A 25,257-nucleotide genomic window follows, 5' to 3' on the forward strand; every position below is an offset into this window, starting at 1 on the left:
CATATTAGTGTCACAATTGTCATGCTACTTTAACCATGTGAATGATAGCGAGAGGGCAAGATTATGCTTACACGTTATATGGGGATGACCCCTAAGAGTCAGAGTTATTTGTTCACCTTTGGGTTGGTATTGTGCATCCTTGCCATGGTACTGACCGATATGTGGCTACCGATTGTCGCCGGGACGTTTATTTTAACTGGCCTAACGGTTGAGGCTTGGATTCGCGTCGCACACATTATTCCGATGCATGAGGAAATGCGCGCAATGCAAAAACAGCTCAACAAGCTGCAATCAGAGCTCCGAACCCTAGAATACGATGAATAAAAAACGGCAGCCTTTGGGCTGCCGTTTTGCTCATTTAGCGTGCGATTATGCCATGCCTTTTTTAATCAAATATTGGTAAGGCAATTCTTCCGTTTGTGAACCAATCAATTGGTGATCCATAAAACGACAAAAGCTTGGAATATCGCGTGTGGTTGACGGGTCATCCGCGTTGACGAGCAACACTTCCCCATCCTGCATATTTCTAATTGTCTTCCTGACCATCATTACCGGCTCTGGGCAACGTAGTCCTTGTGCCTCGAGTGTTTTATTTGCCTGCTCTGAATTGAATGTCATGGTCATAGTTAATTTACCTCTATTGGGGCTAGATAATACTGGTGAAGAAAAAATATTCAATAACCCCTTGGCAAAGTGATCATTTTGTTTTAACTTAGTTAACAAGTTGGTAACATTTAAAGGCAAGGAGCGACTCGTATGACAGCTTTAGATCGGCTCACTATCTATTCTGTGCTGTGTTTTATCTCTTTTTGCGCGCTTGTTTTACGTTCACCAACTGAATCGTCTTCTTTTATGCCATTGCTTGGTATGGGAGCGACGGTAGTAGGGATTTGGCTTGAGATGCACCGCTGGCCGAGTGCATCTGAGCAAGAGGATGGTTAATAGCACTTCCAACTATTGACCGTACTTTCACTACATTCAACTACATTCCGACACTATCCCCAGTTTTCTTGGGCTTCCCCGCTGAAAAGCGGGATTTTTTTTGCCTGAAAAAGGTACAATTGGCTCATACCCAGCCAAAGTATGTGGTTACACCGTGGAATTAGAAGACATTTATCGTCGTGATCTTAATTTGTTGGTTGCATTGCGTGTTCTGATTGAAGAATGCAGTGTAAGTAAAGCCGCTCACCGCCTTAACCTCAGTCAGTCGGCTATGAGTCGAGTGCTCGGCCGCCTGCGCGATATGCTGGATGATCCACTATTCACCCGCCAAGGTCAGCACCTGATACCGACAGAAAAAGCACTAGAAATAGACCGAAGTTTAGGTGAACCATTGGAGTCATTAAGGCAGTTGTTGTCTCCATTGGAGTTTGAGCCACACAGCTGCGATCAGACGTTTAATATCGCTACAACAGACTATGCGATGCAAACCATCCTGCCATTCGCTCTGCCGCGTATCTACCAAGAAGCGCCTAATGTGTCGTTTAACTTTTTGCCTTTGCAACATGACAGACTCGCGGATCAACTTACCTCTGAAGGCGCAGATTTAGCCATTTGCCGGCCAATTGGTCCCGTTGAGCCGTTACGCAGTGAAATCCTAGGTCGGGTTGGGGTGTTGTGCCTTTTATCCAAGCAGCATCCATTAGCAGACAAAGAGCTCAGCTTGCAGGATTACCTTAACTTCCCTCATGCAATGATCGCCATTAGTGATGGGGTAAAGGCGTTGATAGAAGGTGCGCTTGTTGATCAACCTAAGCGCAAAATGGTGCTACGTGCTTACCACTTAGAAGCTGCATTAGCGATTGTTGATACCATGCCGTTGATTATTACGGTGCCAGCCGATCTGGCTTACTTAGTCGCCGAACGTTATGACCTCGTGATCAAACCCCTGCCTTTCCAGTTTACGCCATTTGACTATTCGATGATTTGGCACCCACGTTGCGAGCATTCCCCGGCTCAGGAGTGGCTAAGGGGAATTGTGAAGGAAGAGTGTAGTCGACTGATTGCCAAACGAATTGATGATATTGGGTTGGATTAAATTGCTTGAATAAAAAAAGAGCCAGCATTACAGGTGCTGGCTCTTTTTTATGTGAGCTTAAAGCTTGATAACTACTCGGCCTGTGACTTGGCCGTTAGTGATGTCTTCCGCGTATTTCGGCGCTTCAGCTAGCTCTACTTCGGTACATGCTTGCTCGAAGTAGCTGTCTGGTAGTAGCTCAACCAGTTTTTCCCATGCAGCGATACGTTTCTCGGTTGGGCAAGAGACGGAGTCAATGCCTTGCAGGCGTACGTTACGTAGAATGAACGGCATTACTGTTGTCGGTAGATCGAAACCACCTGCTAAGCCACATGCTGCTACGGCACTGTTGTAATCCATCTGTGCCAGTACTTTTGCTAGCACCTTGCTACCTACGGTATCGACAGCGCCTGCCCAAACTTGTTTTTCAAGTGGTCGAGCTGGCTCTTCAAACTCTACGCGGTCGATGATGCGGCTAGCGCCAAGTTTTTCTAGTAGTGGACCATTTTGTTCAACGCGTCCTGTTACTGCCGCAACTTGGTAGCCAAGTTGTGCGAGTAGAGTGACGGCGACTGAACCGACACCACCACTTGCGCCAGTTACTAGGATCTCACCATCTTCAGGCTTGATGCCAGCATCAAGTAGAGCTTGGACACATAGCATGCCAGTAAAGCCTGCGGTACCGACCATCATGGCTTTCTTGCTGTCTAGGCCTTTTGGTAGTGGCACTAACCAATCTGCTTTTAGACGTGCGCGCTGTGCCATGCCACCCCAGTGGTTTTCACCCACGCCCCAACCAGTTAGGACGACTTTATCGCCTGCTTGGTAACGGTCATCTTCAGAGCTCACGACCGTACCAGCAAGGTCTATACCTGGCACCATAGGGAAATTGCGGATGATTTTACCCTTACCCGTGATTGCTAAACCGTCTTTGTAGTTTAGTGATGAGTAATCAACATCGATCAGTACCTCACCTTCCGGCAGTTGCGCGTCGTCGATCTGTTCGATGGTCGCGATAGTACGTTTTTCTTCTTGGTTTAGAATCAGTGCATTAAACATTTGGTCTCTCCACAAATTAGAGCAGCAATTTAAAAACTGATTAGAGTGTAGACCCAAAATATGTATGACAAAAATGAAACTTTAGCATTATATCTATGCGCATCACGCATTTTGACCAAAGTCTAAGCAAATGAGTGAGAAGTCGAGTAGATGGGAAATAAAAAGCCCTTAATCCAATGGTTTAAGGGCTTAAATAGCGTTTATGAAAGGAAGAATTTGTACGACGGGTTGTCGGTTTCATCCTTACATTGGTAACCTAGCTCGCGTAGGTGAGCGGAGAAGCGAGATAAATCGGATTCATCCAACTCAAAACCACACAGTACGCGGCCATAGTCAGCGCCATGGTTACGATAGTTAAATAAGCTGATGTTCCAGTGTGTTCCAAGTGTGCTCAAAAACTTCAGTAGTGCACCAGGATATTCTGGAAACTCAAAGCTATATAAACGTTCTTTGAGTGGCTTAGAAGGTTTACCGCCGATCATATAACGCACGTGTAGCTTAGCCATTTCGTCATCAGAAAGGTCAACCACCGGGTAACCACCATCACGTAAGTCATGAATGATATTATCCAGCTCTTCTTGACCGCCTTGCAGACGGACACCAACAAAGATATTGGCGAGAGCATCATCGTTATAGCGGTAGTTAAACTCAGTCACAGCTCGCCCACCAATTAGATTACAGAACTCAAAGAAAGCCCCCTGACGTTCTGGAATCGTCACCGCCAAGAGACCCTCACGCTTCTCACCCAGTTCACAGCGCTCAGAAACGTAACGCAGGCCATGGAAGTTAGTGTTAGCCCCAGAAAGAACAGTACCTAGGTTTTTATCTTGCAGCCCATTTTGCTCGGCAAATTTCTTCAAGCCCGCAAGTGCCAATGCACCGGAAGGTTCCGCTATCGCACGCGTATCTTCAAAGATATCTTTAACGGCTGCACAGATCTCATCGCTAGAAACTGAGATATGACCATCAATGTATTTCTGACAGAGGCGGAAAGTCTCTTCACCAATGCGTTTTACGGCGACGCCATCAGCAAACATACTGACTTGGTCGAGAACGACTGGTTCACCAGCATCCAGTGCAGCTTTTAGGCATGAGGAATCTTCTGGTTCGACCGCAATCACTTTGATTTCAGGCATCAGTTGTTTGACTAACACTGCGACGCCTGCGGCAAGACCGCCACCACCGACAGGGACGAAGATGTAATCGAGGTGACCATTTTGCTGCAGCATTTCCATGCCGATCGTACCTTGACCTGCGATCACAAGTGGGTGATCGAATGGTGGTACAAAGGTGTAGCCATGCTCAGCAGACAAGCGCTCAGCTTCGGCTTTGGCTTCATCAAAGTTGCTGCCATGCAATACCACGTTACCACCAAAACCGCGCACGGCTTCGACCTTAATGTCTGGGGTGGTTTTTGGCATCACAATGGTGGTCTTAATGCCAAGCTTAGTGCCAGACAGTGCCATGCCTTGAGCATGGTTACCTGCAGAGGCTGCAATTACGCCGGCAGCTTTTTGCTCATCCGTGAGGCTCGCCACCATGTTGTACGCGCCGCGTAGCTTGAATGAGTGCACAGGTTGGCGGTCTTCACGTTTGATTTGTACGTTGTTGCCAATACGTGCAGTAAGGCGAGGCATTTCTTGCAGTGGCGTTACGGTCGCCACTTCATAGACTGGAGCTCTTAATATCTGGCGCAGGTAATCTGCGCCAGTTTGATTAGTCAGAGTCATAAGCTAGTCCTCTAGCTTAGATTTGTCTCGTACTGCACCTTTGTCAGCACTGGTCGCCATACTTGCGTACGCTTTTAGTGCAAATGAAACTTCACGTTGACGGTCGACTGGTTTCCAACCTAACTCATCTTGTTTTGCACGGCGCTCAGCAAGTTCCTGTTCTGAAACTTGTAAAGAAATCGAACGGTTTGGAATATCAATAGCGATCATATCGCCTTGTTTAACCAAGCCGATCGCACCGCCGTTGGCTGCTTCTGGAGAAGCGTGACCGATAGACAGACCAGAGGTACCACCAGAGAAGCGACCATCCGTCAGTAAGGCACACTCTTTACCAAGCCCCATCGATTTGAGGTAAGTGGTTGGGTAGAGCATTTCTTGCATGCCCGGACCACCCTTAGGACCCTCGTAACGGATAACAACCACATCACCAGCTTTCACTTTGCCACCAAGAATGCCTTCAACTGCATCTTCTTGGCTTTCAAAAACGACGGCTGGGCCGGTGAATTTATGAATGCTTTCATCAACACCTGCAGTCTTAACGATGCAGCCATCAAGGGCGATGTTACCAGACAGTACCGCTAGACCACCTTCTTGGCTGAAGGCATTGTCTTTGGTGCGGATACAACCTTCAGCGCGGTCATCATCAAGGCGATCCCAACGACAATCTTGTGAGAAGGCTTGAGTGGTACGGATACCCGCAGGGCCTGCACGGAAGAATTTCAAAACTTCTTCGTCTTCGGTCTGGATAATGTCGTATTTAGCGAGCTGCTCTTTCATGGATAGGCCAAGAACGGTGCGCGCTTGATTGTGCAGCAGACCAGCGCGGTCAAGTTCACCAAGAATGGCCATTACACCACCTGCGCGGTGGACATCTTCCATATGATATTTCTGAGTCGATGGTGCGACTTTACATAGGTGTGGAACTTGGCGAGATAGGCGATCGATATCTTCCATATCGAAATCCACTTCACCTTCTTGCGCTGCGGCTAGCAGGTGGAGGATTGTGTTAGTAGAACCACCCATCGCAATATCCAGTGCCATTGCGTTTTCGAATGCGTCAAAGGTTGCAATGTTGCGTGGTAGTGCAGATTCGTCATCTTGCTCGTAGTAGCGACGAGTCAGTTCAACAATGCGACGACCGGCATTAAGGAATAGCTGTTCACGATCGGCGTGAGTGGCCAGCATGGAACCGTTACCTGGCTGAGAAAGACCTAGCGCTTCGGTTAAACAGTTCATTGAGTTAGCGGTAAACATACCTGAACATGAGCCACATGTCGGACATGCACTGCGCTCGATCTGCTCACTCTGCTCGTCCGATACTTTCGGGTCTGCGCCTTGAATCATCGCGTCAACAAGGTCGAGTTTGATGATCTGGTCAGAAAGCTTGGTTTTACCCGCTTCCATTGGACCACCAGAGACAAAAATTACTGGGATGTTTAGGCGCATTGATGCCATTAGCATTCCTGGAGTGATTTTGTCACAGTTAGAGATACATACCATGGCATCGGCACAGTGGGCGTTGACCATGTACTCAACTGAATCGGCAATCAGCTCACGAGATGGTAGCGAGTAAAGCATACCGCCGTGGCCCATTGCGATGCCATCATCGACCGCGATGGTGTTGAATTCTTTGGCGATACCGCCTGCTTTTTCAATCTCGCGGGCAACCAGTTGACCCATGTCTTTTAAGTGCACGTGGCCTGGTACAAACTGGGTAAATGAGTTAACTACCGCGATGATTGGTTTACCGAAATCTTCGTCTTTAACGCCCGTAGCACGCCATAAGGCGCGCGCACCGGCCATATTGCGTCCGTGTGTTGTGGTTGCTGATCTATATTTTGGCATTGTGTTACTTCCTATATTTGCCGGTGCTTTTTAAGCTTTGTCTGCGTCTTGTGGGTAAACGTAATCTAGCCAACCCCATTTATCTTCTGTGGTGCCGTTGAATAGGCCGAAGTAAGCTTCTTGGAGCTCTTTGGTGATTGGGCCACGTTTACCGCTGCCGACTTCAATCTTATCGATAGTTGCAACAGGAACGACCTCTGCTGCAGTACCTGTCATAAAGACTTCATCTGCTAGGTATAGCGCTTCACGCGCAATGTTTGCTTCTCGTACTTCATAGCCGCGATCACGAGCAATTGTCATGATTGAATCGCGAGTGATACCCGGTAGGATTGCACTGGTTGCTGGTGGTGTAGTGATAACCCCGTCTTTAACCACGAAGATGTTTTCGCCAGCACCTTCAGATAGGTAACCATCGACGCTAAGCGCAATACCTTCATCGTAGCCGTGGCGACGAGCTTCACCACCAACAAGTAATGAAGATAGGTAATTACCACCAGCTTTTGCCGCAGTAGGAATTGTGTTTGGTGCAGCGCGGTTCCAGCTAGAGATCATGGCATCTACACCTTTCTCTAGTGCTTCTTCACCTAGGTACGAGCCCCAAGGGAAAGCCGCAATGATCAGATCCATTTCAGTACCAACGGGCGGGCAAACACCTAGACCAACGTTACCGACGAAACCTAGTGGACGAATGTAGGCGCTATCAAGTTTGTTTTGACGCAGTGTTTCGCGTGTCGCTTCCATGATCTCTTCAACGGAGTATGGAATAGGGAAGCGGTAAATCTTAGCGGAATCTTTAAGGCGTTTTGCGTGCTCTAAGTGGCGGAAGACAATTGGGCCTTTAGGTGTGTTGTAGCAGCGAACCCCTTCAAATACTGAGGTACCGTAGTGCATCGCGTGAGTTAACACGTGTACATTTGCCTCTGCCCACGGAACCATTTCACCATTGAACCAAATGTAATCTGCTGTTTTTGTAGCCATTATTGCCTTCCTTATGCACAAATCTTTTGTTGTAAGTTGTTATTCGGTAATTCATCTCGCGCGATTTGCGTGACTTCAACGGTGCGTACGTCCCATAGTTTCTCTATCTGGTTTGTTAAGAAGGAGATAGGGCGATCGCTGTCGACGATTATCTCAACGCTGGCGATTTTACTTTCGTGATTCTGTGTACCTGCCACTTGCTTAACAATAAAGCCACGGTGACGAACGACGCGAAGAACACGCTCTAACAATACAGGTTTATCGTCTGCTTTGATGTCGATTAAGTATCTTTCCATGTTAGGTGTTCTCCAGCATGTCATTGTTTGATGCACCTGGTGGTACAAGAGGCCATACGTTTTCTTCTTCATCGATTAAGACATGAAGTAAGTATGACGTTTTACTTTCTAGCATTTCTTTTAGGGCTGGCTCAACTTCTTCTTTCTTGGTGATTGTTTTACCAGGGATATCAAAGGCTTTAGCTAGCATTACGAAATCTGGGTTGTCATCAAGGATGGTTTCACTGTGGCGACCATCAAAGAACAGTGACTGCCATTGACGCACCATGCCCAAGCGTTGGTTATTCAATAAAACCACTTTTACCGGGATTTGGCGACGCTTTAACGTGCCTAGCTCTTGGATGTTCATCATGAATGAACCATCACCTGTGATAAGGATAGACTGATCATCAGGTCGAGCAACTGCCGCGCCCATTGCCGCTGGTAGACCAAAGCCCATAGTGCCTAGGCCGGCGGAAGTGATGAAGTTCTGTGGATCACGCGGTTGAATATGCTGAGCCGCCCACATCTGGTGTTGGCCGACGTCAGTAGAGACAATGGAGCTATCTGGCATCATGTCGGATAACTGCTTCAGTAGACCAGGAGCGTAGATCAGATCGCCAGGGTGGTCATAGCGCCACTTAAATCCGCTGCGAAGGCTCTCGCTGTGTTTTACCCACGGGGTGATATCTTTCGTCAACTCTAACTGAGGAAGCACCTTGGGGATCTCTGCTCGGACAGGGGCATTGGCGGTACGTAGCTTATGGATTTCTGCCGCATCGATATCGATGTGAATAACCTTGGCATTGGGAGCAAAGGTGTCCAATTTACCAGTTACTCGGTCATCAAAACGGGCGCCCACAGCGATCAATAGATCACACTCTTGTACCACTAAGTTCGCCGCTTTAGTTCCGTGCATACCTAACATACCCAGGTAATGTGGGTCATGGCGTTCAATTGTCCCCAATCCTTTCAGGGTGCTGACTGAAGGCATTGGATTTAAACGCAAAAACTCTCGTACTGCATCGGTTGCTCGACCAAGCTGTACTCCGCCGCCGACATAGAATACCGGGCGCGAGCTTTGTGATAACAGTGCTTGAGCGTTGGCTATCTCCTCAGAGCTAGCAACAGGCATAGCGGGTGGTGTAAATGGAGGAAGAGTGGTTACGGGAGCTTGAGCAAGCTGGACGTCTTTGGCGATATCGACAATCACGGGGCCTGGGCGACCTGTTTTAGCAACTTCGAAAGCTTCAGCCATGGTTGGCGCAAGTTCATTGATATCGGTAACCAGATAACTGTGCTTGGTACAGGACAGCGACATGCCGATCACATCCATCTCTTGGAATGCATCAGTACCAATATGGGAGCTAGCAACCTGACCGGTGATCGCAACGAGAGGAATCGAGTCCATAAAGGCATCGGCTAATCCGGTGACTAGGTTGGTCGCACCCGGTCCAGAGGTTGCCATACAGACGGCGACATCTTGAGTCGCACGAGCCATACCAATGGCTGCCATTGCAGCACCTTGTTCGTGACGACATAAGATGTGTTCAACACCACCATCATATAGCGCATCGTAGATTGGCATGATGGCTCCACCTGGGTAACCAAAAACCGTTTTTATTCCTTGTTGAGCTAACGCGGCTACGACTAATTCAGCACCTGTCATCGTAACCTCCTTGGTGATCCGTCATGTTTTGTTGTGTTGCATTGCACTTCATGTGCGCTCCCATTTCTTCCGCCATCAAGACCAAGAACGACTTTGGTCAGGATGATCACTGTTTCAATTTTCTAGCGTAAGTTGTAAAAAAACCCCCGGACTTTTCAGTGCGGGGGTTTTAAAAATTCTGTGGTTATCTTTCGCCCACTAGCCCCCGCGTGGAATCAATAATGACCACGATAATCAGGAGAATTAGTGCGTTGAAGCGGGCGTTAATATTCATCTTTCTTTTCTATTGCTTTGGTACCTAATCTTGGTACGAAATTGTTTGCGTCTCTAGTGGTAACATACAATTCCGTTAAATGACAAGCAAAAACTCATACTTTTTTCACATTCTTTCAGCAACTAGGCAAGCTATATAACAAACCTGATGGCAAATAAATCCAACTATCAGGGAGATAAATAATGTGGCGATGTAAGAAGGTGTTATGGGGTTAGCGATTATTTACAGCCGGGCGTCGGTAGGCGTTCAAGCGCCGAGCGTGTCGGTTGAAGTTCATATCAGTAACGGCATGCCCGGTTTCACTCTTGTTGGTTTGCCCGAAACGACGGTTAAGGAATCACGCGATCGGGTGAGAAGCGCGATTATTAATTCTCGCTTCGAGTTTCCTGCTAAGCGGATTACCGTAAATTTGGCCCCCGCTGATCTGCCAAAAGAGGGCGGACGTTTCGATTTACCGATTGCTTTAGGCATCCTGGCCGCATCGGAACAGATCCCGACCACGCATTTAGCGGATCAAGAGTTCATTGGTGAGCTGGCATTATCTGGGGAGTTAAGGCGGGTTAAAGGTGTCCTACCCGCTGCGTTAGCGGCACAACAAGTGCAGCGTTGTTTAGTGGTGCCTAAGCATAATGGCAGTCAAGCTGCGTTAGTGGGTGAAGGTCTTCATAAGTCGGCCAGCAGCTTAGTCGAAGTTTGCGCGGCATTATGTGGTCAGCAACCGCTGGGGCTTTTTCAGGGGGAGGCTAAGTACACTGCGAATGTTACCTCAACGCGCGACTTACAGGATATCATCGGTCAGCAGCAGGGTAAGCGAGCGTTAGAAATTGCGGCGGCGGGAAATCACAATCTACTTTTTCTTGGACCTCCCGGTACAGGCAAAACCATGTTGGCCTCAAGGCTGTGTGACTTATTGCCAGAAATGACCGATGATGAAGCAATGGAGACCGCTTCTGTTGCCTCGCTGACTCAGCAAGAAATCAATGCATCAAACTGGAAGCAACGCCCGTTTCGCTCGCCTCACCATTCCAGCTCTATGGCGGCGCTGGTTGGAGGTGGATCTGTTCCGCGGCCAGGGGAAATCTCCCTAGCTCACAATGGCTTACTCTTTCTCGATGAAATGCCAGAGTTTGAACGTAAGGCGCTCGATTCTTTGCGTGAGCCACTGGAGTCTGGAGAAATTATTATCTCCCGGGCCCAAGGTAAGACTCGCTTCCCAGCCCGCTTTCAGCTCGTTGGCGCATTGAATCCTAGCCCAACGGGGTACTACGAAGGCAACCAAGCACGTTTGAATCCTCAAGTTATCTTACGCTATTTAAGCCGTCTTTCTGGCCCGCTGCTTGATCGTTTTGATATGTCTTTAGAGATCCCTGCGCTTCCTAAAGGAACATTAGCGGAAGGAGGTGATCGGGGAGAGAGTACGGAGCAAGTTAAGCATCGCGTTGCTTTGGCGCGTCAACGAATGCTAGCACGAGCCAATAAAGTTAATGCGTTACTGGGAAGTCGTGAAATTGAGCGTTACTGCCCATTGGAAAAGCCCGATGCCCAGTTTTTAGAGAGTGCCTTGCACAGATTGGGCTTATCTATTCGGGCTTACCATCGAATCATTAAGGTTGCTCGTACGATTGCGGATTTGGAAGGAGTGGATCAGATCAACCGTAGCCATCTTGCTGAAGCGCTTGGTTATCGCTCAATGGATCGGTTGTTGAAGCAACTCACTGCTCAAGCGGTGTAGAAAAGCCCGCAACTTTACGGGCTTAGTTAGTATCAGAAGTGATAGTTGATACCGACAGAAAGCAATGACTCCTGATTGTCATAGAAACCAATGTTTGCGTTGTTTGCTCCATAGCCTGCGAGACCGATCAGAGACCAGTTTTGCCAACCCATAAAGTGCTGGTATTCATACGCCGCAAACAAGCTCAACTGGTTCTCATCACGAGTTTTGTCATACAGTGGATTCTGTTTGTCGTAAGCGCGATTGGTATAGCCCGCGGTGAGAGCAAACTGATGGCGATTGATCACTTTGAATAGAGAGATCTCCCCTCCGAGTGAGGTCAGTGAATTTGCCTCGCCGTCGGCTTCCGTTTTGATGTACGTAACAGATGGTTGTAGGAAGGTAGTACGGTCAAGCGGAAGTCGGTAACTGCCTTTGAGGTAGTACGAATGACTATTACGTTCTAATAGTTTCTCTTCACCGTCTTGCAATTCTGAGTTGCTAGTACCGGACGCTTCGTCTTCAATGTCTTTGGTAGCATAGGCCATATCGAGGTTGAAGCCGGGTGTGAAGATATTGCTTAGTTTAAGGCGAAACGCGTTGCCCCTTTCTTCAGTGGTGCTGCGGCGTGAACCGGTCAAGAAAGGATCTTCCCATGTTTCTCCAGACATTATCGTTGGCAAGAGCGAGACATCGATAATAGTGCCCGAGCCCAACTGGTATTTATAGCCGACTTCTAATGCCACCGTACCCACAGCAATATCTTCCCGTGACATACCTGCATAAACTTGTTGGTTGAGTGACTCGCCAAAGGTGTAAGCCAGATTGCCGAGTGGGGCTGCAAGAAAGCCACTTTCCTGCTCTGGATCTTGGTTAACACTGTCTATAGTTTTGTCACCGGAGGTATTAAAATTTGACGTTGAAGTTGTGTATCCGGCATTCAAACTGATTTCACCACTAAACCCTGCTTGCTCAGAGAGTTGTGCTAATGCAGGCGTTACGAACATTGACAAGGTGAGTGCCGAGAGTGCTTTTTTCATGCAGTTTTCCCTACTTGAGATTAATAGCCACAGTCTCTGTCTAAACTAACTAATCTGACCATAGCGACAAATATTCCAATGTGCTTGCGGACTTGTATAATTACACGCTGTTTTATTATTCATAAATGAATCTTTGTAAATTTTATCCGGATCTCATTATTACTCCTTATGTTGGCATATTTAATTCTTATTCTTAATGTTGTGCTGGTGGCCCTAAATTCGGCGCTTTGCTCTCTGGCTATTTGTTTCATCGCATTATTAAAAATATTGCTACCTACAGCGACATTAAAAGCGAAAGCAACCACACTCGCCAACAAAATGATGTGGCTCTGGGCGACGAATAACGCTTTGATATTAGCTCTATTCAACAAGGTTGAATGGGATATTCAAGGCGGCGACGAGCTAAAGAAAGACGGTTGGTACTTGATGATAAGTAACCATCTCAGCTGGACAGACATCGTTGTTCTTTGTTGCGTATTTAAAGATCGCATTCCGATGCCAAAGTTCTTCCTCAAGCAACAGTTGTTATACGTTCCTTTTATTGGAATGGCTTGCTGGGCATTGGATATGCCGTTCATGCGCCGTTATTCACGTGAATATTTGATTCGCCACCCAGAAATGCGTGGTAAGGATTTAGAGACGACGCGCCGTTCTTGTGAGAAGTTTAAATATACGCCGACGACAGTAGTTAACTACGTAGAAGGCACACGTTTCACGCAAGACAAGCAGCGCAAAAGCAAAGCGGGTTATGAATATCTGCTGCAACCGAAAACGGGTGGTATTGCTTATACATTAGCGGCGATGGGGGATCAGTTTGAGAGCATTATTGATGTGACCCTCGCGTATCCGCAAAATACCGGCAAGCCGTTTCGGGATATGTTAATGGGGCGAATGACGAAAGTGGTCGTTCGAATTAAAGTACTGCCGGTTGATGCGCAGGTGCGAGGGGATTATTTCAAAGATAAGCCATTCAAGCGTCAGTTTCAGCAGTGGCTCGGTAGTGTGTGGCAAGAAAAAGATGATTTGCTTAAACAGATTCATAACCACAAATAACCAAAAAGGGAGCGGTTCGCTCCCTTTTTTCGTTCTGGTTTACTTCTTTGTCAGTAGGAAGTTTACTAAGTCGAAGTATTCATCGATCGTGGCTAGGCCTTGAGCTTGAACGAGGTATTTGTTGTTCACTACAACGGCTGGAACGCCCGATAGACCGCTATTCTTAAACTGTTTATCAAAGCGACGTACCATAGAATCTACCGCGAAGCCTTTAAATGCTGCATCGAATTTCTTCGCATCAACCCCTTCATCCAGGAAGATTTGGCGCAGCTCTTCATCATTCTTCGGCGCTTTGCGCATATTATGGATACGATTAAACAGTACAGGCGTCATCTTATCTTCGACTTTTAGAACAATCATGGTTGCATACGCTTTGCTCATGGACTCTCCCATGTTGCCACCCATGAAGGAAACATGGTTCTTTTGGAACTTAGCGTCTTCAGGGAGTTGCGCTTTTAGCTGCTGAATGATCGGTTCAAACGTATTGCAGTGTGGGCAGAAAAACGAGAAGAACTCGGTGACGGTTGGTTTTTTCGATGCTTCGAGATCGAGAACCTTATAATGCTCACCTTCCTTAAATTGTGCAGCATGAGCCGTTACGCTCAGCATTAACGTTGCAAATAGTGCAAACACCTTTTTCATTGTTGACTCCATGTTTGTCGTTGTTTGGCTTGCTGCCATTATTTTATCTTTACCACTGAGGCATCAGGGAAAGCGGGGGCTCATTCAGGGCTGAGATCTGTTCTTTAAACGCGAGTACCTGACTTTCCCAATATTTTGGATCATCAAACCAAGGAAAAGCGAGTGGAAATGCCGGATCCTGCCACCGTTTTGCTAACCATGCCATATAGTGCACCATACGTAGACCACGTAAAGGCTCAATAAGTTTCAATTCGTTAGAATCAAAGTCACTGAATTCTTGGTAAGACTCTAACAGAATATCCAACTGCATCAGCTTGTCAGCTCTTTCTCCGTTGAGCAACATCCACAAATCTTGGGCGGCTGGGCCATTTCTTGAGTCGTCTAGGTCGACAAACATGGGGCCATCGCGCCATAGGATGTTGCCTGGGTGACAGTCGCCATGCAGGCGAATGATTTGGTTTGAGTCACTCCAGTACTGTTGCAAAGACGTGATCAGCAGATCGAGGTCATTAAAAAAAGCGTTCTCTAAATGCATTGGGATAAATGGAGAATTCTCAAGCAGTTTACGTGGTTGATGTAAGTACTCTTCGAGACTAATGGTCGGTCTATGTTGGAAACGGCGTTTGGCACCGACCTTATGAATGCGGCCTAGAAAGCGACCGACGCCCTCGAGTTGTTCAAGATTATCGACCTCGAATTGACGGCCTCCCACACTGGCAAACAGGGCGAATAGGTAACCCTGATATTGATGCAGTGATTGACCGTTGTTCAGGATGGGCGGGGCCACTGGGATTTCGGCGTCAATGAGCTCCAGAGTAAAATCGTGCTCTTCCTGAATTTGTTCTTGGCTCCAACGCTCAGGTCGGTAGAACTTGACGACGTAGCGTTGGCGCTCTTCATCGGTAAATTGGTATACGCGGTTTTCGTAGCTATTGAGGGCTAAGAAGCCGGACTCTGCGCGAATGCCGATACTTTCGAGGGCATACCACATAAAATCAGGCGTTAAGGCGTCAAAATTAAAAGCGTGTTGAGTCATAAAATAAAAGAGGCTCATTGCTGAGCCTCTTTCCATATTTGTGAGTGTGGAGCGCGCTTAGAGTTTCTTAATAAAGCGGCTTTCTACCTCAATAGTGAAGTCTTCGCTATCCGACAGTATAAACTGAATCTTGGAAACTGAAGAATCAAGATTGTCTGGATTGACCCCCAAACTCATCGGCAGGCTCAATACTTCGCCCGGAGCAACTTGCACGGTTTGTTTGCCATACCAAGACACATCACCCAATCCTTCAACATTGAGCTGATATTGCTGAGTTTGCTGCGTTTTGTTGATCACTTTTAGTGTGTAGGTATTCTCTACCTCACCGGCACTATTGACGCGGAAAAGTTGGTTGCGGTCGCGAAGAACGCTGAGACCAGCGGGGTCAACGGCGGCAATTTGGGCAAAGAAGAGCCCGATCATTACCAACAGTACGGCGCCATAACCAAGGAGCTTAGGTCGTAACACTTTGGTGTGTTTACCTGACAGGCGGTGTTCTGTGGTGTAGCTGATTAGGCCTTTGTCATATCCCATACGTTCCATGGTTTTATCACAGGCATCGATACAGGCACCGCAGTTGATGCATTCGTACTGTAGACCGTCTCGAATATCGATCCCCGTAGGACAAACCTGAACACACAAATCACAGTCGATACAATCACCAAGGCCAAGTGCTTTTGGATCGGCTTTACGTGAGCGTGGCCCACGAGTTTCTCCGCGTTTGGTGTTATAGCCGACGATGAAGGTATCTTTATCAAACATGGCTGATTGGAAGCGCGCATAAGGGCACATGTGAACACAAACAATAGAGCGCATCCAACCCGCATTAGCGTATGTACAACCAGCAAAAAACAGCACCCAGAACACAGGCCAAAAGTCGGCGTCAAAGGTGAAGAAACCTACCACGAGCTGTTTAACTGGCACAAAATAACCCACAAACGTCAGGCCCGTAGCAATGGCGATAGCGATCCAGGCTGCGTGTTTTGCTGCTTTGCGCATCGCGAGGTTTGCTGTCAGTTTGTTGGAGTCTTGCTTGCGACGCTTGTTTGCGCTGCCTTCCAGTTTTTCTTCAAACCAGATGTACATGAAGGTCCAAACGGTTTGTGGACACAGGTAACCACACCAAACACGGCCTAAAAAGGTGGTGATGAAAAACAGAGCAAAAGCCGCGATCATAAAGAGCAGAGCAAGTAGCGTGAGATCTTGCGGGTATAGGGTGGTACCGATGAAGTTGAACTGTTGGTTACCAATATCGAGCAAAATGGCTTGGCGATCGCCATACGGAATCCATGGGATTGCGGCAAATAATACCAACAAGAACCAACCACCGTATCGACGCAAAGTCTGGAAAGTGCCTTTGCTCTCACGTACATAAATGCGATTACTAGGATTAAACCGATCCCCTTTGGTTTTATGGGTTTTCGGGTTAAAGGTTTTGGGAGTCACATCTTTGATATCGATTTTATCCTGACTCATGAAGCTTCCTTCTTAGGCTTAATGGTGTGATTTATTGGCTTCACACTCTGTAGACATTGCTATTTTAGTAAAAACTTATGGACGGCGATTATATACGCAATAACAATTTTATTTCTTTAAGGCTATCAACCTTTAACAACAAAGGTCAGTACAGTTTTATGAATAAATGACCTAACAGTTATCGCTTATGTGATTGTTTGAGTATAAAAAAGGCGACCAGAGGTCGCCTTATCGTCACTTATTGATCAGTCGATGATGCCGCGTGCGCGTAATATGGCGGTTTTAAAATCATCTTCTTGGTCTTTTTTAAGGCCTGGGATCATTTCGTCTTTTGCGCTGTTACGCATTTTGAGATGGTAGATAAGCACATCGTCAGTGAGATCTTCCAGCTTACCTTGGTAACCTGCTTCCTGCGCCAATTTTACTAACATTTGAAGTAAGTTAAGATCTTGGTCTTTCTGCCATTCTGGCTCTAGTAGCTCGATCAGCTCCTCAATGCGGTGACATTTCATTTTCTTTCTCCACAATATTTATAATGATTTGTCGGTTAAGGTATCAGATCGGTCTTTTTGAGTTAAGAAAAAAGCGCAGTAAAGACTGCGCTTTTTAATTATGCCGCTTTAACGATTTTAGCTGGAGCAGATGCCATGATGGCGGTCTTTTCAACTAAAGTCATTGCAGGGGTAGTCTTTTTTGCCGTTGGTGCAGCAACAAAGCCACTGCGGCGGCGCATCGCACTACGGTTGGTGTGCGAAAACCTGACTGCTGTTGGGCGCATTAATTTACCTAACTGTCAGGCATATCCATTGCCAAAGTAATGGCCTGAAGCGTTATGAGTTGAGCTTCATCGCTGAAGGGTGGCTCTTCTGGCTCTCGCCAATCCAAATAATGCTTCAGGAATAATGATATGCATGCATATCACTGATTAGGTTAGCATCTCGCCGCGGTTTGATCGATAGCTATTGGCTACGTCCTTAGTCGTATAAGCCGTAATTCTGTGAGTGGCGTTGCAGTAGTAAGACAGTGACCCAGATTAGTATGTTACTTTAAGCATATTAGTGGTGCAGATTGCCAAGGAGGAAGATATGTCGTTTTTCAAGAAAACCCTCGCGAGTTTTGGAGTAGGCTCTGCCAAAGTAGATTCCGTACTGCAGCAAGAAGTGCTCTACCCAGGGCAGAAAGTGAATGTCACTATTCATGTATATGGTGGCTCAAGCGAGCAAGACATCGATAACATCGAGCTTAAATTGTATTGTCGCTACATTAAGGAAGTGCCAGCAAATCACGATAAAAATGCCAGCAATGCGGGTCGCATGCGCCGTGTTCCTGCAAGCTATGTATTGGCGCAATGGAAACTGCCCTATGCCTTTACAATTGAACCGAGTCAAGAAAGGACCTTTGATGTAGAGCTGGATGTACCGTGGAATACACCGGTAACAATTGGTGATTCTAAAGTTTGGTTGGAAACTGGCCTTGATATCGCAATGGCAAAAGACCCGAGCGATAAAGACATTCTAACCGTCCGCCCAGACCCTTTGTTAGATGGCATTTTTACGGCGTTAGAAGAGCAGGGGTTGCGTATTCGTCAGGTCGAGTGCGAACAGGTTGATGGTTTTGCTATGCCATTTGTTCAAGAGTTTGAGTTTGTTCCGACTACGGGGCCGTTTCATGGTCGTTGGCGCGAGCTTGAAATGGTTGCGTATCGTACCGAAGATTCGTTGCAAATGTGGTTCGAAATTGATCGCCATCGCGAAGGCGCAAAAGGCATGCTGGCCAGCTTATTAGGCATTGGGCAACTAAAACGCGAGTTGGTGATTCCTTTGCATACGTCGGCCCAACAGGCTGGAGAGCAAGTACTGAACTACCTCGACAGCCACTCTTAACCTAAGGTTAATAATTTTAAGCTTACAAGTGTAAGCTGAATGTGCCATACTCTGGAGTAATTATTCAAATGCCAGAGTAGGCACAATTATGTCCGCAAGCGAATCCTCTCAATATAGCTTTAAAGAAGAAATAGCCAACTCGGTGACGCATGGGCTAGGTATGGTGCTGGGGATTGTCGGCTTGGTGTTGCTATTGTTCAAAGCCATTGATCACAATGCAGATGCCCTGACGATTACCAGTATGAGCGTATATGGCAGCAGCATGATAGTGCTGTTTTTGGCGTCGACCTTGTACCATGCTATTCCCTACCGAAGGGCAAAACGGGCATTGAAAACCTTCGACCATTGCGCGATTTACCTACTCATAGCGGGCAGTTACACCCCATTTTTGCTGGTAAGTTTGCGTACACCCTTAGCGATTGGCTTAATGATAGTGATTTGGAGCATTGCGCTGATCGGTATCATCATGAAGGTGGCGTTTGTCTATCGCTTTAAAAAGCTCTCTCTTGTCACTTATCTTATGATGGGGTGGTTATCCCTCGTGGTGATATACCAACTGGCACTTAACCTAGATGTCGGTGGCTTAACCCTGCTGGCGCTCGGCGGAGTGATTTATTCGCTTGGCGTGGTGTTCTATGTCGCGAAGCGCATTCCTTATAATCATGCGATTTGGCACGGCTTTGTACTAGCGGGATGTGCCTGCCATTTCTTCGCGATTTACTTGTACGTTGAGCCTATTTAACGACGCCAAAAAGCAGGGAAAAACAGCACCAGTAGAGTCAAAATTTCTAAGCGTCCCATTAGCATCCCCAAGCTAAGAATCCATTTGGCAGCATCGGGTAGAGGAGCGAAATTTCCCGTTGGCCCAATGACTGAGCCCATTCCTGGGCCGACGTTTGCCACGGCAGTGATGGCACCTGAAATACTGGTGATAGGATCTAGCCCCATGGCGCTGAGGCAACCCGCAATGACGATGATGGTAATAAAAAACATCAAGCCGAATGCGACAATAGAGCGAACAATATCGTCGTTGACCGGACGGCGGTTATAACGCTGAACGAATACACCAGACGGGTGAATCAGCTTCATCATTTGTTTGTTGAGCAGCGTAATCGCGATTTGGAAACGGAAAATTTTAATCCCGCCCGACGTTGAACCAGAACAAGCCCCTGCCATCATCAAAAACGCGAATAGTGTTGTTGGCAGTGCTCCCCAGGCCGTAAAATCTTCAAGGCCAAACCCCGTAGTGGTCACCACAGAGACAATGTTGAACATCGATACTCTCAGAGCATCAAGCACTGTGTAGCCATCACGAATTACTAACCAGGCTGCAATCACCGAACTGCTTACCAGAAACAGCAAGCTAAAGCCGCGAACTTGCGCGTCGGAAAGCAATTCGTCGAGGCGGCGTTTACGAATAGCGGACACAAACAGTAAGAAAGGCAATCCACCCAAAAACATAAACAAGGTCGCAACCCAATGAGCACCGTTGGAAAAGTGGTTCATTGAACCATCAGAGGTGGAGTAACCCCCGGTTGAAAGTGTGGTAAACGAGTGGTTAATGGCTTCAAACAAGTTCATGCCAGTCAACAGAAAACCGAGTAAGCACAGCATAGTCAGGACGAGATAGACTGACATGATGTTCTTGGCCACTGTTTTTGCTCTGGGGCTGCTTTTATCCGACCAATCTGAAGATTCGGTATGGAACAATTTCATACCACCGACATTCAGCATAGGTAATACGGCAACCGCCATCACAATGAAGCCAATACCGCCTAGCCATTGCAAAATTGAGCGCCACAGTAAGATACTTGGTGCCATATTATCCAGACCACTGAGCACGGTAGATCCGGTGGTTGTGATACCAGACATGGTTTCAAAGTAGGCGTCGGTAAAGCTAATGTGGTTGATAAACACAAAGGGGAGGGCGGCAAAGGCGCTCGCAATGGTCCACACCAAACTGGTAATGAGGAACATATCGCGCACACTGAGCTTAAATCGCGTTGTCCTGCCAACACTTAAACAAGCGAATGCGGCGATATGCGTGATCAGTACAGCTTGGCCAAACTCGAGAAACCCGGGAGTACCAGAAAAAAAAGCAACCAATGTTGGAACATACATAAATAAGGCTAGCTTAGAGAGCACTAGCCCTATGACGAACAGAACAGGACGGAAGTTAACCATGATGTCTATCCTAGAGGAAGAACGGACTCGGTTGGAATAAGGTTTCCACGTCAGGCACGTATTTTTTATCAACGAGGAACATCACCACGTGATCATCCTGTTCAATAATGGTTCGGTCATGAGCAATTAAGACTTCTTCACCTCGAACAATCGCACCTATGGTTGTACCTGGCGGTAGTTTGATGTCTCCGATCGCGCGGCCAACAACTTTCGAGGTTGTTTCGTCCCCGTGGGCAATGGCTTCGATCGCTTCTGCAGCCCCACGACGTAGGGATGATACGTTAACGATATCGGCACGACGAACGTGAGTCAGTAGCGCTGAAATAGTCGCTTGCTGTGGAGAAATGGCGACATCAATCACCCCGCCTTGGACTAAGTCTACGTATGCGCCACGTTGGATCAGCACCATGACCTTTTTCGCTCCCATGCGTTTGGCTAGCATGGCGGACATGATATTGGTTTCGTCTTCGTTGGTCAGTGCAATGAACACGTCGACCTGATCGACGTTCTCTTCACTGAGAAGCTCTTGGTCCGCAGCGTCACCACAGAACACTATGGTGTTTTCTAGCTCTTCAGACAGTTTTTCTGCACGCTGATAGCTGCGTTCAATCAGCTTAACGCTGTAGGTTTGCTCTAGGCGTTTGGCTAAGCTGGCACCAATGTTACCGCCACCGACAATCATAATGCGACGATAAGGTTTTTCGAGGCGTTGCAGCTCACTCATCACCGAGCGAATGTGGTTGCTGGCAGCAACAAAGAAGACTTCATCATCGGCTTCGATGATGGTGGTGCCTTGTGGGCGAATCGGTCGACCTTGACGGAAAATCGCAGCAACTCGAGTATCGATGTGAGGCATGTGCTCACGCAGTGTCGATAGAGCATTCCCTACCAGTGGGCCACCATAATAGGCTTTTACTGCCACTAGGCTCACTTTTTGCTCTGCGAAACTCACTACTTGCAATGCACCTGGGTATTGAATCAGGCGTTCAATGTAGCTAGTGACTAGCTCTTCTGGAGCAATGAGATGGTCAACCGGTACCGCACCTGACTGGAATAAGGCTTCTTTTTCAGACAAATACTGCGGTGAACGGATTCGGGCAATACGATTTGGCGTGTTGAACAATGAGAAAGCAACCTGACAAGCCGCCATATTGGTTTCGTCGGTATTGGTTACCGCGACCAACATATCGGCATCTTGCGCCCCTGCTTCACGCAAAGAATCAGGGTGGCTGGCATGGCCATGGACAACCCGCAAGTCGTACTTGTCTTGCAGCTCTCTAAGGCGGTCATTATCTCGGTCAACGATAGTAATGTCGTTGTTCTCTCCGACCAAGTTTTCAGCCAAAGTGCCGCCAACCTGACCTGCGCCAAGAATGATGATTTTCATAGCTTTTCTCTTTGTTCGCTTCGCTTATTCGATAACAGCTTAAGTTTTTATTCGTTGCAATGAAATAGCGGCTAAGACAAAGTCGTTAGCCGCTCAATATTAATTACGCTTGTTTCACTAGCACTGCGTAGTAGAAACCATCCATATCTTCTTCTCCTGGCAAAATTTGGCGACCAGGGTTTTCGATATCGGAGCCAACCAATGTGGCGTTTTGCGTACGCTCAAGGAAGGCTTTTACTTGTAGGATGTTTTCTTGTGGTGTGATTGAACAGGTGGCGTAAACCATGGTGCCACCGTCTTTCAACTGACCCCACATTGCATCCATGATTTCGCTTTGCAGCTCAGCAAGTGCGTCAATGTCATTGGCGCGACGTAACCACTTAATATCAGGGTGACGACGGATAACGCCAGTTGCTGAACACGGGGCATCAAGCAGAATGCGGTCAAACTTCTCGCCACTCCACCACTCTTGCGGGTAACGAGCATCACCACAAATCACATCTGCACGCAGTTGAAGGCGCTCTAGATTGTCGTAGACGCGATCTAAGCGTTTTACGTCACAATCAATCGCGACCACTTCGGTATCTTCTGTGTGCTCTAAAATGTGTGCCGTTTTACCGCCTGGCGCTGCACAACAATCAAGAATCAGCTCGCCATCTTGTGGCTGCAAGTAATTCACCGATAATTGAGCCGCTGCGTCTTGGACTGATACCCAACCGCGGTCAAAGCCTGGAAGAAGTGTTACGTCACAAGGCGAGGCCAATTTTATGGCATCGCTAGCCTCTGGGTGAACGCTGAATTCAATGTTTTCATCTTTCAGCAGTTCAAGATATTCATCGCGAGTATGGTGCTGACGGTTAACGCGCAGCCACATTGGAGCCTTGCTGTTGTTCGCGTCGACCAACTGCTCCCATTGCTCTGGGTAGTTTTCGCGCAGCATGTTAAGTAACCAGTTCGGATGGCCATATTTGCCGGCATTGTGACTAACGGCTTTCTCATCTAACGCTTCTTGGTCACGTAGGTAGCTACGTAATACCGCATTAATCAAACCTCGCAGGCTCGGGCCTCTGAGTGTTTTAGTGCCTTCAACCGTTTCTGCTACTGCTGCATGAGCTGGGATACGCATAAAGCTCAGCTGATAAATACCGACTAAGATCAAGTGGTGGAAGACGCGTTTCTTGCCTTTTAGTGGGTTATCCATTAACTCATTGGCAATCGACTCTAAACGCGGTAAATAACGCAGAGCGCCATAACAGATCTCTTGTAAGAGCGCATGGTCTCTTGGTCTGATGGTCTTTTGCGCCGCAGGTAATGCGTGTGAAAGGGATTGGCCTTTGTCGACCACTTGGAATAGGACGTTGGCTGCAGCAGCGCGAACATTCATGATGAAAACCTTAAATTAAGGGAGGGTGTCTCCACCCTCAAAATGTACGTTTCCCGTCAGGGGGAATATGTTTAAACCAGCTGAGTGCCGACTTCAAACCAGCTAGCACGTGAGTTCAAAATGTCTTGAACTGACATGGCTTTCTTACCGGGTACTTGTAGTTGTTCTAGTACTAGTACGCCATTGCCTGTTGCAACGTAGATACCTGTTTTATCAGCTTGCAGGATAGTACCCGCTGGCTTGTCTGATGTTTGCTCATCAACACGGCTCTGCCATACTTTGATGCTGTTCTCTGCCGCTTCAAAGTGGCTCATTGGCCATGGGTTGAATGCGCGCACGCAGCGTTCAATGTGTGCAGCGTCGTCAGCCCAGTTAATACGCGCTTCTTCTTTACTCAGTTTCTTCGCGTAGTTAGCCAGTTCATCATCTTGCTTTTCAGGCACTGCTTTACCTTGTGCAATATCTGTCAAGCATTCAATTAGCGCATCAGGACCAAGCTCTGCCAGCTTTTCATACATGGTCGCGCTGGTGTCAGTCGCTTCGATAGGCAGGGTCGCGATCTTCAGCATATCACCGGTATCAAGGCCGATGTCCATTTGCATGATAGTCACGCCTGTCTCTTTATCACCCGCCCAAATAGAGCGTTGAATCGGAGCTGCGCCACGCCAGCGAGGTAAGATAGAGCCGTGAACATTGATACAGCCTAGCTTTGGTGTATCAAGTACCGCTTGAGGAAGCAGTAGACCATAAGCCACCACAACCATGATGTCAGCGTTGAGGTCTGCAAGCTCTTGCTTGGCTTCATCAGACTTAAAGTTTTCAGGTTGATAAACCGGAATGTTATGCTCTAGGGCAATGTTTTTCACTGGGCTGGCAGTGAGTTTTTTACCGCGACCAGCTGGGCGATCTGGCTGTGTGTAAACAGCGATAACTTCATGCTCCGAAGACAACAACGCCGCCAAGTGACGGGCGGCGAAATCCGGAGTACCAGCAAAAACAATTTTCAAAGGTTTGCTCAAGGTACCTTCCTTCTATTTATTTAGCGCTTAGGCTTTGCTTGCGTTCTTCTCGTTGAAGCGTTTGATCTTAGCCAGCTTGTCTTGAATACGCTTGCGCTTTAAAGGCGAAAGGTAATCAACAAACAGTTTGCCTTCTAAGTGATCAAGTTCATGCTGAACACAAATAGCCAATAGGTCATCAGCTTCAAAGGTGTACTCTTCACCATCACGGTTAAGTGCTTTTACCGTCACTTCTGCCGCGCGCGGCACGAGAGCTCGTGCGCCAGGAACAGACAAACAGCCTTCTTCAATGCCATCTTCACCGCGTTTCTCTAGGATTTCTGGGTTAATCAGAACCATAGGCTCATCACGGGTTTCAGAGATATCGATAACAACGATACGTTGGTGGAAATCAACCTGGGTTGCTGCCAGGCCAATACCTTCTTCGTCGTACATGGTTTCAATCATGTCATCAACGAACTTTTGAATCTCAGGTGTCACTTCTTCAACTGGCTTAGCCACGGTGCGAAGACGATCATCTGGGAATGTTAATACTTGTAATACAGACATATACACTCGAAATGTTGAACTGTGCCGAATCAGGATAAACCTTGTT

General features: G+C 47.4%; 25 protein-coding genes. 7 read left to right on the forward strand and 18 right to left on the reverse strand.

Going from position 1 to position 25,257, the window contains the following annotated elements; translation table 11 throughout:
* Window positions 1–63: 63 nt before the first annotated feature.
* A complete protein-coding gene (locus RH45_RS07015; RefSeq protein ID WP_008075494.1) occupies window positions 64–324 on the forward strand; it encodes a hypothetical protein in 261 nt (86 codons plus the stop codon).
* A 45-nt stretch (window positions 325–369) separates the two neighbouring features.
* Here the strand turns inward: RH45_RS07015 and tusA are convergent, their stop codons facing one another.
* Entirely contained in the window at window positions 370–618 is a 249-nt protein-coding gene (tusA, locus tag RH45_RS07020) for a sulfurtransferase TusA (RefSeq protein WP_039958330.1), read from the reverse strand.
* Window positions 619–756: 138 nt separating this feature from the next.
* Here tusA and RH45_RS07025 point away from each other — a divergent pair, with 138 nt between their 5' ends.
* A complete protein-coding gene (locus tag RH45_RS07025) occupies window positions 757–942 on the forward strand; it encodes a hypothetical protein (RefSeq protein WP_008075496.1) in 186 nt (61 codons plus the stop codon).
* Between the two features lie 154 nt (window positions 943–1,096).
* Window positions 1,097–2,038, forward strand: coding sequence for a LysR family transcriptional regulator (locus RH45_RS07030; RefSeq protein ID WP_008075503.1), 942 nt, complete (start codon window positions 1,097–1,099; stop codon window positions 2,036–2,038).
* Between the two features lie 57 nt (window positions 2,039–2,095).
* Here the strand turns inward: RH45_RS07030 and acuI are convergent, their stop codons facing one another.
* The 6 genes from acuI to ilvG all read right to left on the reverse strand — a co-directional run bounded on the left by acuI (window position 2,096) and on the right by ilvG (window position 9,573).
* Window positions 2,096–3,076 (reverse strand): acrylyl-CoA reductase (NADPH), encoded by a 981-nt coding sequence (gene acuI, locus RH45_RS07035; protein ID WP_008075508.1) that lies wholly within the window; start codon window positions 3,074–3,076, stop codon window positions 2,096–2,098.
* Window positions 3,077–3,276: 200 nt separating this feature from the next.
* The gene (ilvA, locus tag RH45_RS07040) at window positions 3,277–4,806 is read right to left on the reverse strand and encodes a threonine ammonia-lyase, biosynthetic (RefSeq protein ID WP_008075510.1); all 1,530 of its coding nucleotides are present in this window, start codon (window positions 4,804–4,806) and stop codon (window positions 3,277–3,279) included.
* A gap of 3 nt (window positions 4,807–4,809) precedes the next feature.
* Complete coding sequence (ilvD, locus tag RH45_RS07045; protein ID WP_008075512.1) at window positions 4,810–6,651, reverse strand: dihydroxy-acid dehydratase; 1,842 nt, start codon at window positions 6,649–6,651, stop codon at window positions 4,810–4,812.
* A 30-nt stretch (window positions 6,652–6,681) separates the two neighbouring features.
* Complete coding sequence (gene ilvE, locus RH45_RS07050; protein ID WP_008075515.1) at window positions 6,682–7,629, reverse strand: branched-chain-amino-acid transaminase; 948 nt, start codon at window positions 7,627–7,629, stop codon at window positions 6,682–6,684.
* 11 nt (window positions 7,630–7,640) lie between these two features.
* Window positions 7,641–7,925: an acetolactate synthase 2 small subunit gene (gene ilvM / locus RH45_RS07055; protein ID WP_008075516.1), complete on the reverse strand. Its 285-nt coding sequence runs from the start codon at window positions 7,923–7,925 to the stop codon at window positions 7,641–7,643.
* Window position 7,926: 1 nt separating this feature from the next.
* The gene (ilvG, locus tag RH45_RS07060; RefSeq protein WP_008075517.1) at window positions 7,927–9,573 is read right to left on the reverse strand and encodes an acetolactate synthase 2 catalytic subunit; all 1,647 of its coding nucleotides are present in this window, start codon (window positions 9,571–9,573) and stop codon (window positions 7,927–7,929) included.
* Between the two features lie 479 nt (window positions 9,574–10,052).
* On the opposite strand from ilvG, the gene RH45_RS07065 reads away from it, so the two are divergent.
* Window positions 10,053–11,579 carry a YifB family Mg chelatase-like AAA ATPase gene (locus tag RH45_RS07065; protein ID WP_008075518.1) on the forward strand — a complete coding sequence of 509 codons (1,527 nt, stop codon included), beginning with the start codon at window positions 10,053–10,055 and terminating at the stop codon, window positions 11,577–11,579.
* 32 nt (window positions 11,580–11,611) lie between these two features.
* Here RH45_RS07065 and RH45_RS07070 read toward each other — a convergent pair whose 3' ends face one another.
* Window positions 11,612–12,598: a DUF2860 domain-containing protein gene (locus RH45_RS07070; RefSeq protein WP_008075519.1), complete on the reverse strand. Its 987-nt coding sequence runs from the start codon at window positions 12,596–12,598 to the stop codon at window positions 11,612–11,614.
* 168 nt (window positions 12,599–12,766) lie between these two features.
* On the opposite strand from RH45_RS07070, the gene RH45_RS07075 reads away from it, so the two are divergent.
* On the forward strand, window positions 12,767–13,651 hold the full coding sequence (locus tag RH45_RS07075; RefSeq protein ID WP_008075520.1) for an acyltransferase: 885 nt from the start codon (window positions 12,767–12,769) through the stop codon (window positions 13,649–13,651).
* A 39-nt stretch (window positions 13,652–13,690) separates the two neighbouring features.
* On the opposite strand, the gene RH45_RS07080 is transcribed toward RH45_RS07075, so the two are convergent.
* From RH45_RS07080 to RH45_RS23520, 5 genes are all read right to left on the reverse strand, one after another.
* Window positions 13,691–14,293, reverse strand: coding sequence for a thiol:disulfide interchange protein DsbA/DsbL (locus RH45_RS07080; protein ID WP_008075522.1), 603 nt, complete (start codon window positions 14,291–14,293; stop codon window positions 13,691–13,693).
* Between the two features lie 49 nt (window positions 14,294–14,342).
* Window positions 14,343–15,329, reverse strand: coding sequence for a serine/threonine protein kinase (locus tag RH45_RS07085; RefSeq protein ID WP_008075523.1), 987 nt, complete (start codon window positions 15,327–15,329; stop codon window positions 14,343–14,345).
* A gap of 57 nt (window positions 15,330–15,386) precedes the next feature.
* Window positions 15,387–16,805 carry a cytochrome c oxidase accessory protein CcoG gene (gene ccoG, locus RH45_RS07090; RefSeq protein ID WP_008075524.1) on the reverse strand — a complete coding sequence of 473 codons (1,419 nt, stop codon included), beginning with the start codon at window positions 16,803–16,805 and terminating at the stop codon, window positions 15,387–15,389.
* Between the two features lie 245 nt (window positions 16,806–17,050).
* Entirely contained in the window at window positions 17,051–17,317 is a 267-nt protein-coding gene (locus RH45_RS07095; RefSeq protein WP_008075525.1) for a YihD family protein, read from the reverse strand.
* A 98-nt stretch (window positions 17,318–17,415) separates the two neighbouring features.
* Window positions 17,416–17,583, reverse strand: coding sequence for a hypothetical protein (locus RH45_RS23520; RefSeq protein ID WP_008075526.1), 168 nt, complete (start codon window positions 17,581–17,583; stop codon window positions 17,416–17,418).
* Window positions 17,584–17,890: 307 nt separating this feature from the next.
* Here RH45_RS23520 and RH45_RS07100 point away from each other — a divergent pair, with 307 nt between their 5' ends.
* On the forward strand, window positions 17,891–18,688 hold the full coding sequence (locus RH45_RS07100; protein ID WP_008075527.1) for a sporulation protein: 798 nt from the start codon (window positions 17,891–17,893) through the stop codon (window positions 18,686–18,688).
* Between the two features lie 88 nt (window positions 18,689–18,776).
* Complete coding sequence (gene trhA, locus RH45_RS07105) at window positions 18,777–19,430, forward strand: PAQR family membrane homeostasis protein TrhA (protein WP_008075528.1); 654 nt, start codon at window positions 18,777–18,779, stop codon at window positions 19,428–19,430.
* Here trhA and RH45_RS07110 read toward each other — a convergent pair.
* The 5 genes from RH45_RS07110 to def all read right to left on the reverse strand — a co-directional run bounded on the left by RH45_RS07110 (window position 19,427) and on the right by def (window position 25,211).
* On the reverse strand, window positions 19,427–20,872 hold the full coding sequence (locus RH45_RS07110) for a TrkH family potassium uptake protein (protein WP_008075529.1): 1,446 nt from the start codon (window positions 20,870–20,872) through the stop codon (window positions 19,427–19,429). The two genes, trhA and RH45_RS07110, sit on opposite strands and share 4 nt — an antisense overlap.
* A 10-nt stretch (window positions 20,873–20,882) precedes the next feature.
* Window positions 20,883–22,259: a Trk system potassium transporter TrkA gene (gene trkA, locus RH45_RS07115; protein ID WP_008075531.1), complete on the reverse strand. Its 1,377-nt coding sequence runs from the start codon at window positions 22,257–22,259 to the stop codon at window positions 20,883–20,885.
* Between the two features lie 103 nt (window positions 22,260–22,362).
* Window positions 22,363–23,643 (reverse strand): 16S rRNA (cytosine(967)-C(5))-methyltransferase RsmB, encoded by a 1,281-nt coding sequence (gene rsmB / locus RH45_RS07120; RefSeq protein WP_008075534.1) that lies wholly within the window; start codon window positions 23,641–23,643, stop codon window positions 22,363–22,365.
* 71 nt (window positions 23,644–23,714) lie between these two features.
* Window positions 23,715–24,662, reverse strand: coding sequence for a methionyl-tRNA formyltransferase (gene fmt, locus RH45_RS07125; protein WP_008075536.1), 948 nt, complete (start codon window positions 24,660–24,662; stop codon window positions 23,715–23,717).
* A gap of 27 nt (window positions 24,663–24,689) precedes the next feature.
* Entirely contained in the window at window positions 24,690–25,211 is a 522-nt protein-coding gene (gene def, locus RH45_RS07130) for a peptide deformylase (RefSeq protein WP_004743629.1), read from the reverse strand.
* Window positions 25,212–25,257: the final 46 nt, after the last annotated feature.

This window comes from Vibrio sinaloensis DSM 21326 (assembly GCF_000189275.1).
GTDB lineage: Bacteria > Pseudomonadota > Gammaproteobacteria > Enterobacterales > Vibrionaceae > Vibrio > Vibrio sinaloensis.

Bases quoted from the DNA above. Each gene is read 5' to 3' on its own strand.
- trkA (WP_008075531.1), bottom strand. From the start codon at position 22,259: ATGAAAATCATCATTCTTGGCGCAGGTCAGGTTGGCGGCACTTTGGCT.
- acuI (WP_008075508.1), bottom strand. From the start codon at position 3,076: ATGTTTAATGCACTGATTCTAAACCAAGAAGAAAAACGTACTATCGCG.
- ccoG (WP_008075524.1), bottom strand. From the start codon at position 16,805: ATGAGTCAGGATAAAATCGATATCAAAGATGTGACTCCCAAAACCTTT.
- rsmB (WP_008075534.1), bottom strand. From the start codon at position 23,643: ATGAATGTTCGCGCTGCTGCAGCCAACGTCCTATTCCAAGTGGTCGAC.
- RH45_RS07015 (WP_008075494.1), top strand. From the start codon at position 64: ATGCTTACACGTTATATGGGGATGACCCCTAAGAGTCAGAGTTATTTG.
- RH45_RS07070 (WP_008075519.1), bottom strand. From the start codon at position 12,598: ATGAAAAAAGCACTCTCGGCACTCACCTTGTCAATGTTCGTAACGCCT.
- RH45_RS23520 (WP_008075526.1), bottom strand. From the start codon at position 17,583: ATGCGCCCAACAGCAGTCAGGTTTTCGCACACCAACCGTAGTGCGATG.
- RH45_RS07110 (WP_008075529.1), bottom strand. From the start codon at position 20,872: ATGGTTAACTTCCGTCCTGTTCTGTTCGTCATAGGGCTAGTGCTCTCT.
- RH45_RS07075 (WP_008075520.1), top strand. From the start codon at position 12,767: ATGTTGGCATATTTAATTCTTATTCTTAATGTTGTGCTGGTGGCCCTA.
- RH45_RS07080 (WP_008075522.1), bottom strand. From the start codon at position 14,293: ATGAAAAAGGTGTTTGCACTATTTGCAACGTTAATGCTGAGCGTAACG.
- trhA (WP_008075528.1), top strand. From the start codon at position 18,777: ATGTCCGCAAGCGAATCCTCTCAATATAGCTTTAAAGAAGAAATAGCC.
- ilvM (WP_008075516.1), bottom strand. From the start codon at position 7,925: ATGGAAAGATACTTAATCGACATCAAAGCAGACGATAAACCTGTATTG.
- RH45_RS07085 (WP_008075523.1), bottom strand. From the start codon at position 15,329: ATGACTCAACACGCTTTTAATTTTGACGCCTTAACGCCTGATTTTATG.
- RH45_RS07100 (WP_008075527.1), top strand. From the start codon at position 17,891: ATGTCGTTTTTCAAGAAAACCCTCGCGAGTTTTGGAGTAGGCTCTGCC.
- def (WP_004743629.1), bottom strand. From the start codon at position 25,211: ATGTCTGTATTACAAGTATTAACATTCCCAGATGATCGTCTTCGCACC.
- ilvA (WP_008075510.1), bottom strand. From the start codon at position 4,806: ATGACTCTGACTAATCAAACTGGCGCAGATTACCTGCGCCAGATATTA.
- ilvE (WP_008075515.1), bottom strand. From the start codon at position 7,629: ATGGCTACAAAAACAGCAGATTACATTTGGTTCAATGGTGAAATGGTT.
- RH45_RS07025 (WP_008075496.1), top strand. From the start codon at position 757: ATGACAGCTTTAGATCGGCTCACTATCTATTCTGTGCTGTGTTTTATC.
- tusA (WP_039958330.1), bottom strand. From the start codon at position 618: ATGACATTCAATTCAGAGCAGGCAAATAAAACACTCGAGGCACAAGGA.
- ilvG (WP_008075517.1), bottom strand. From the start codon at position 9,573: ATGACAGGTGCTGAATTAGTCGTAGCCGCGTTAGCTCAACAAGGAATA.
- RH45_RS07095 (WP_008075525.1), bottom strand. From the start codon at position 17,317: ATGAAATGTCACCGCATTGAGGAGCTGATCGAGCTACTAGAGCCAGAA.
- RH45_RS07065 (WP_008075518.1), top strand. From the start codon at position 10,053: ATGGGGTTAGCGATTATTTACAGCCGGGCGTCGGTAGGCGTTCAAGCG.
- ilvD (WP_008075512.1), bottom strand. From the start codon at position 6,651: ATGCCAAAATATAGATCAGCAACCACAACACACGGACGCAATATGGCC.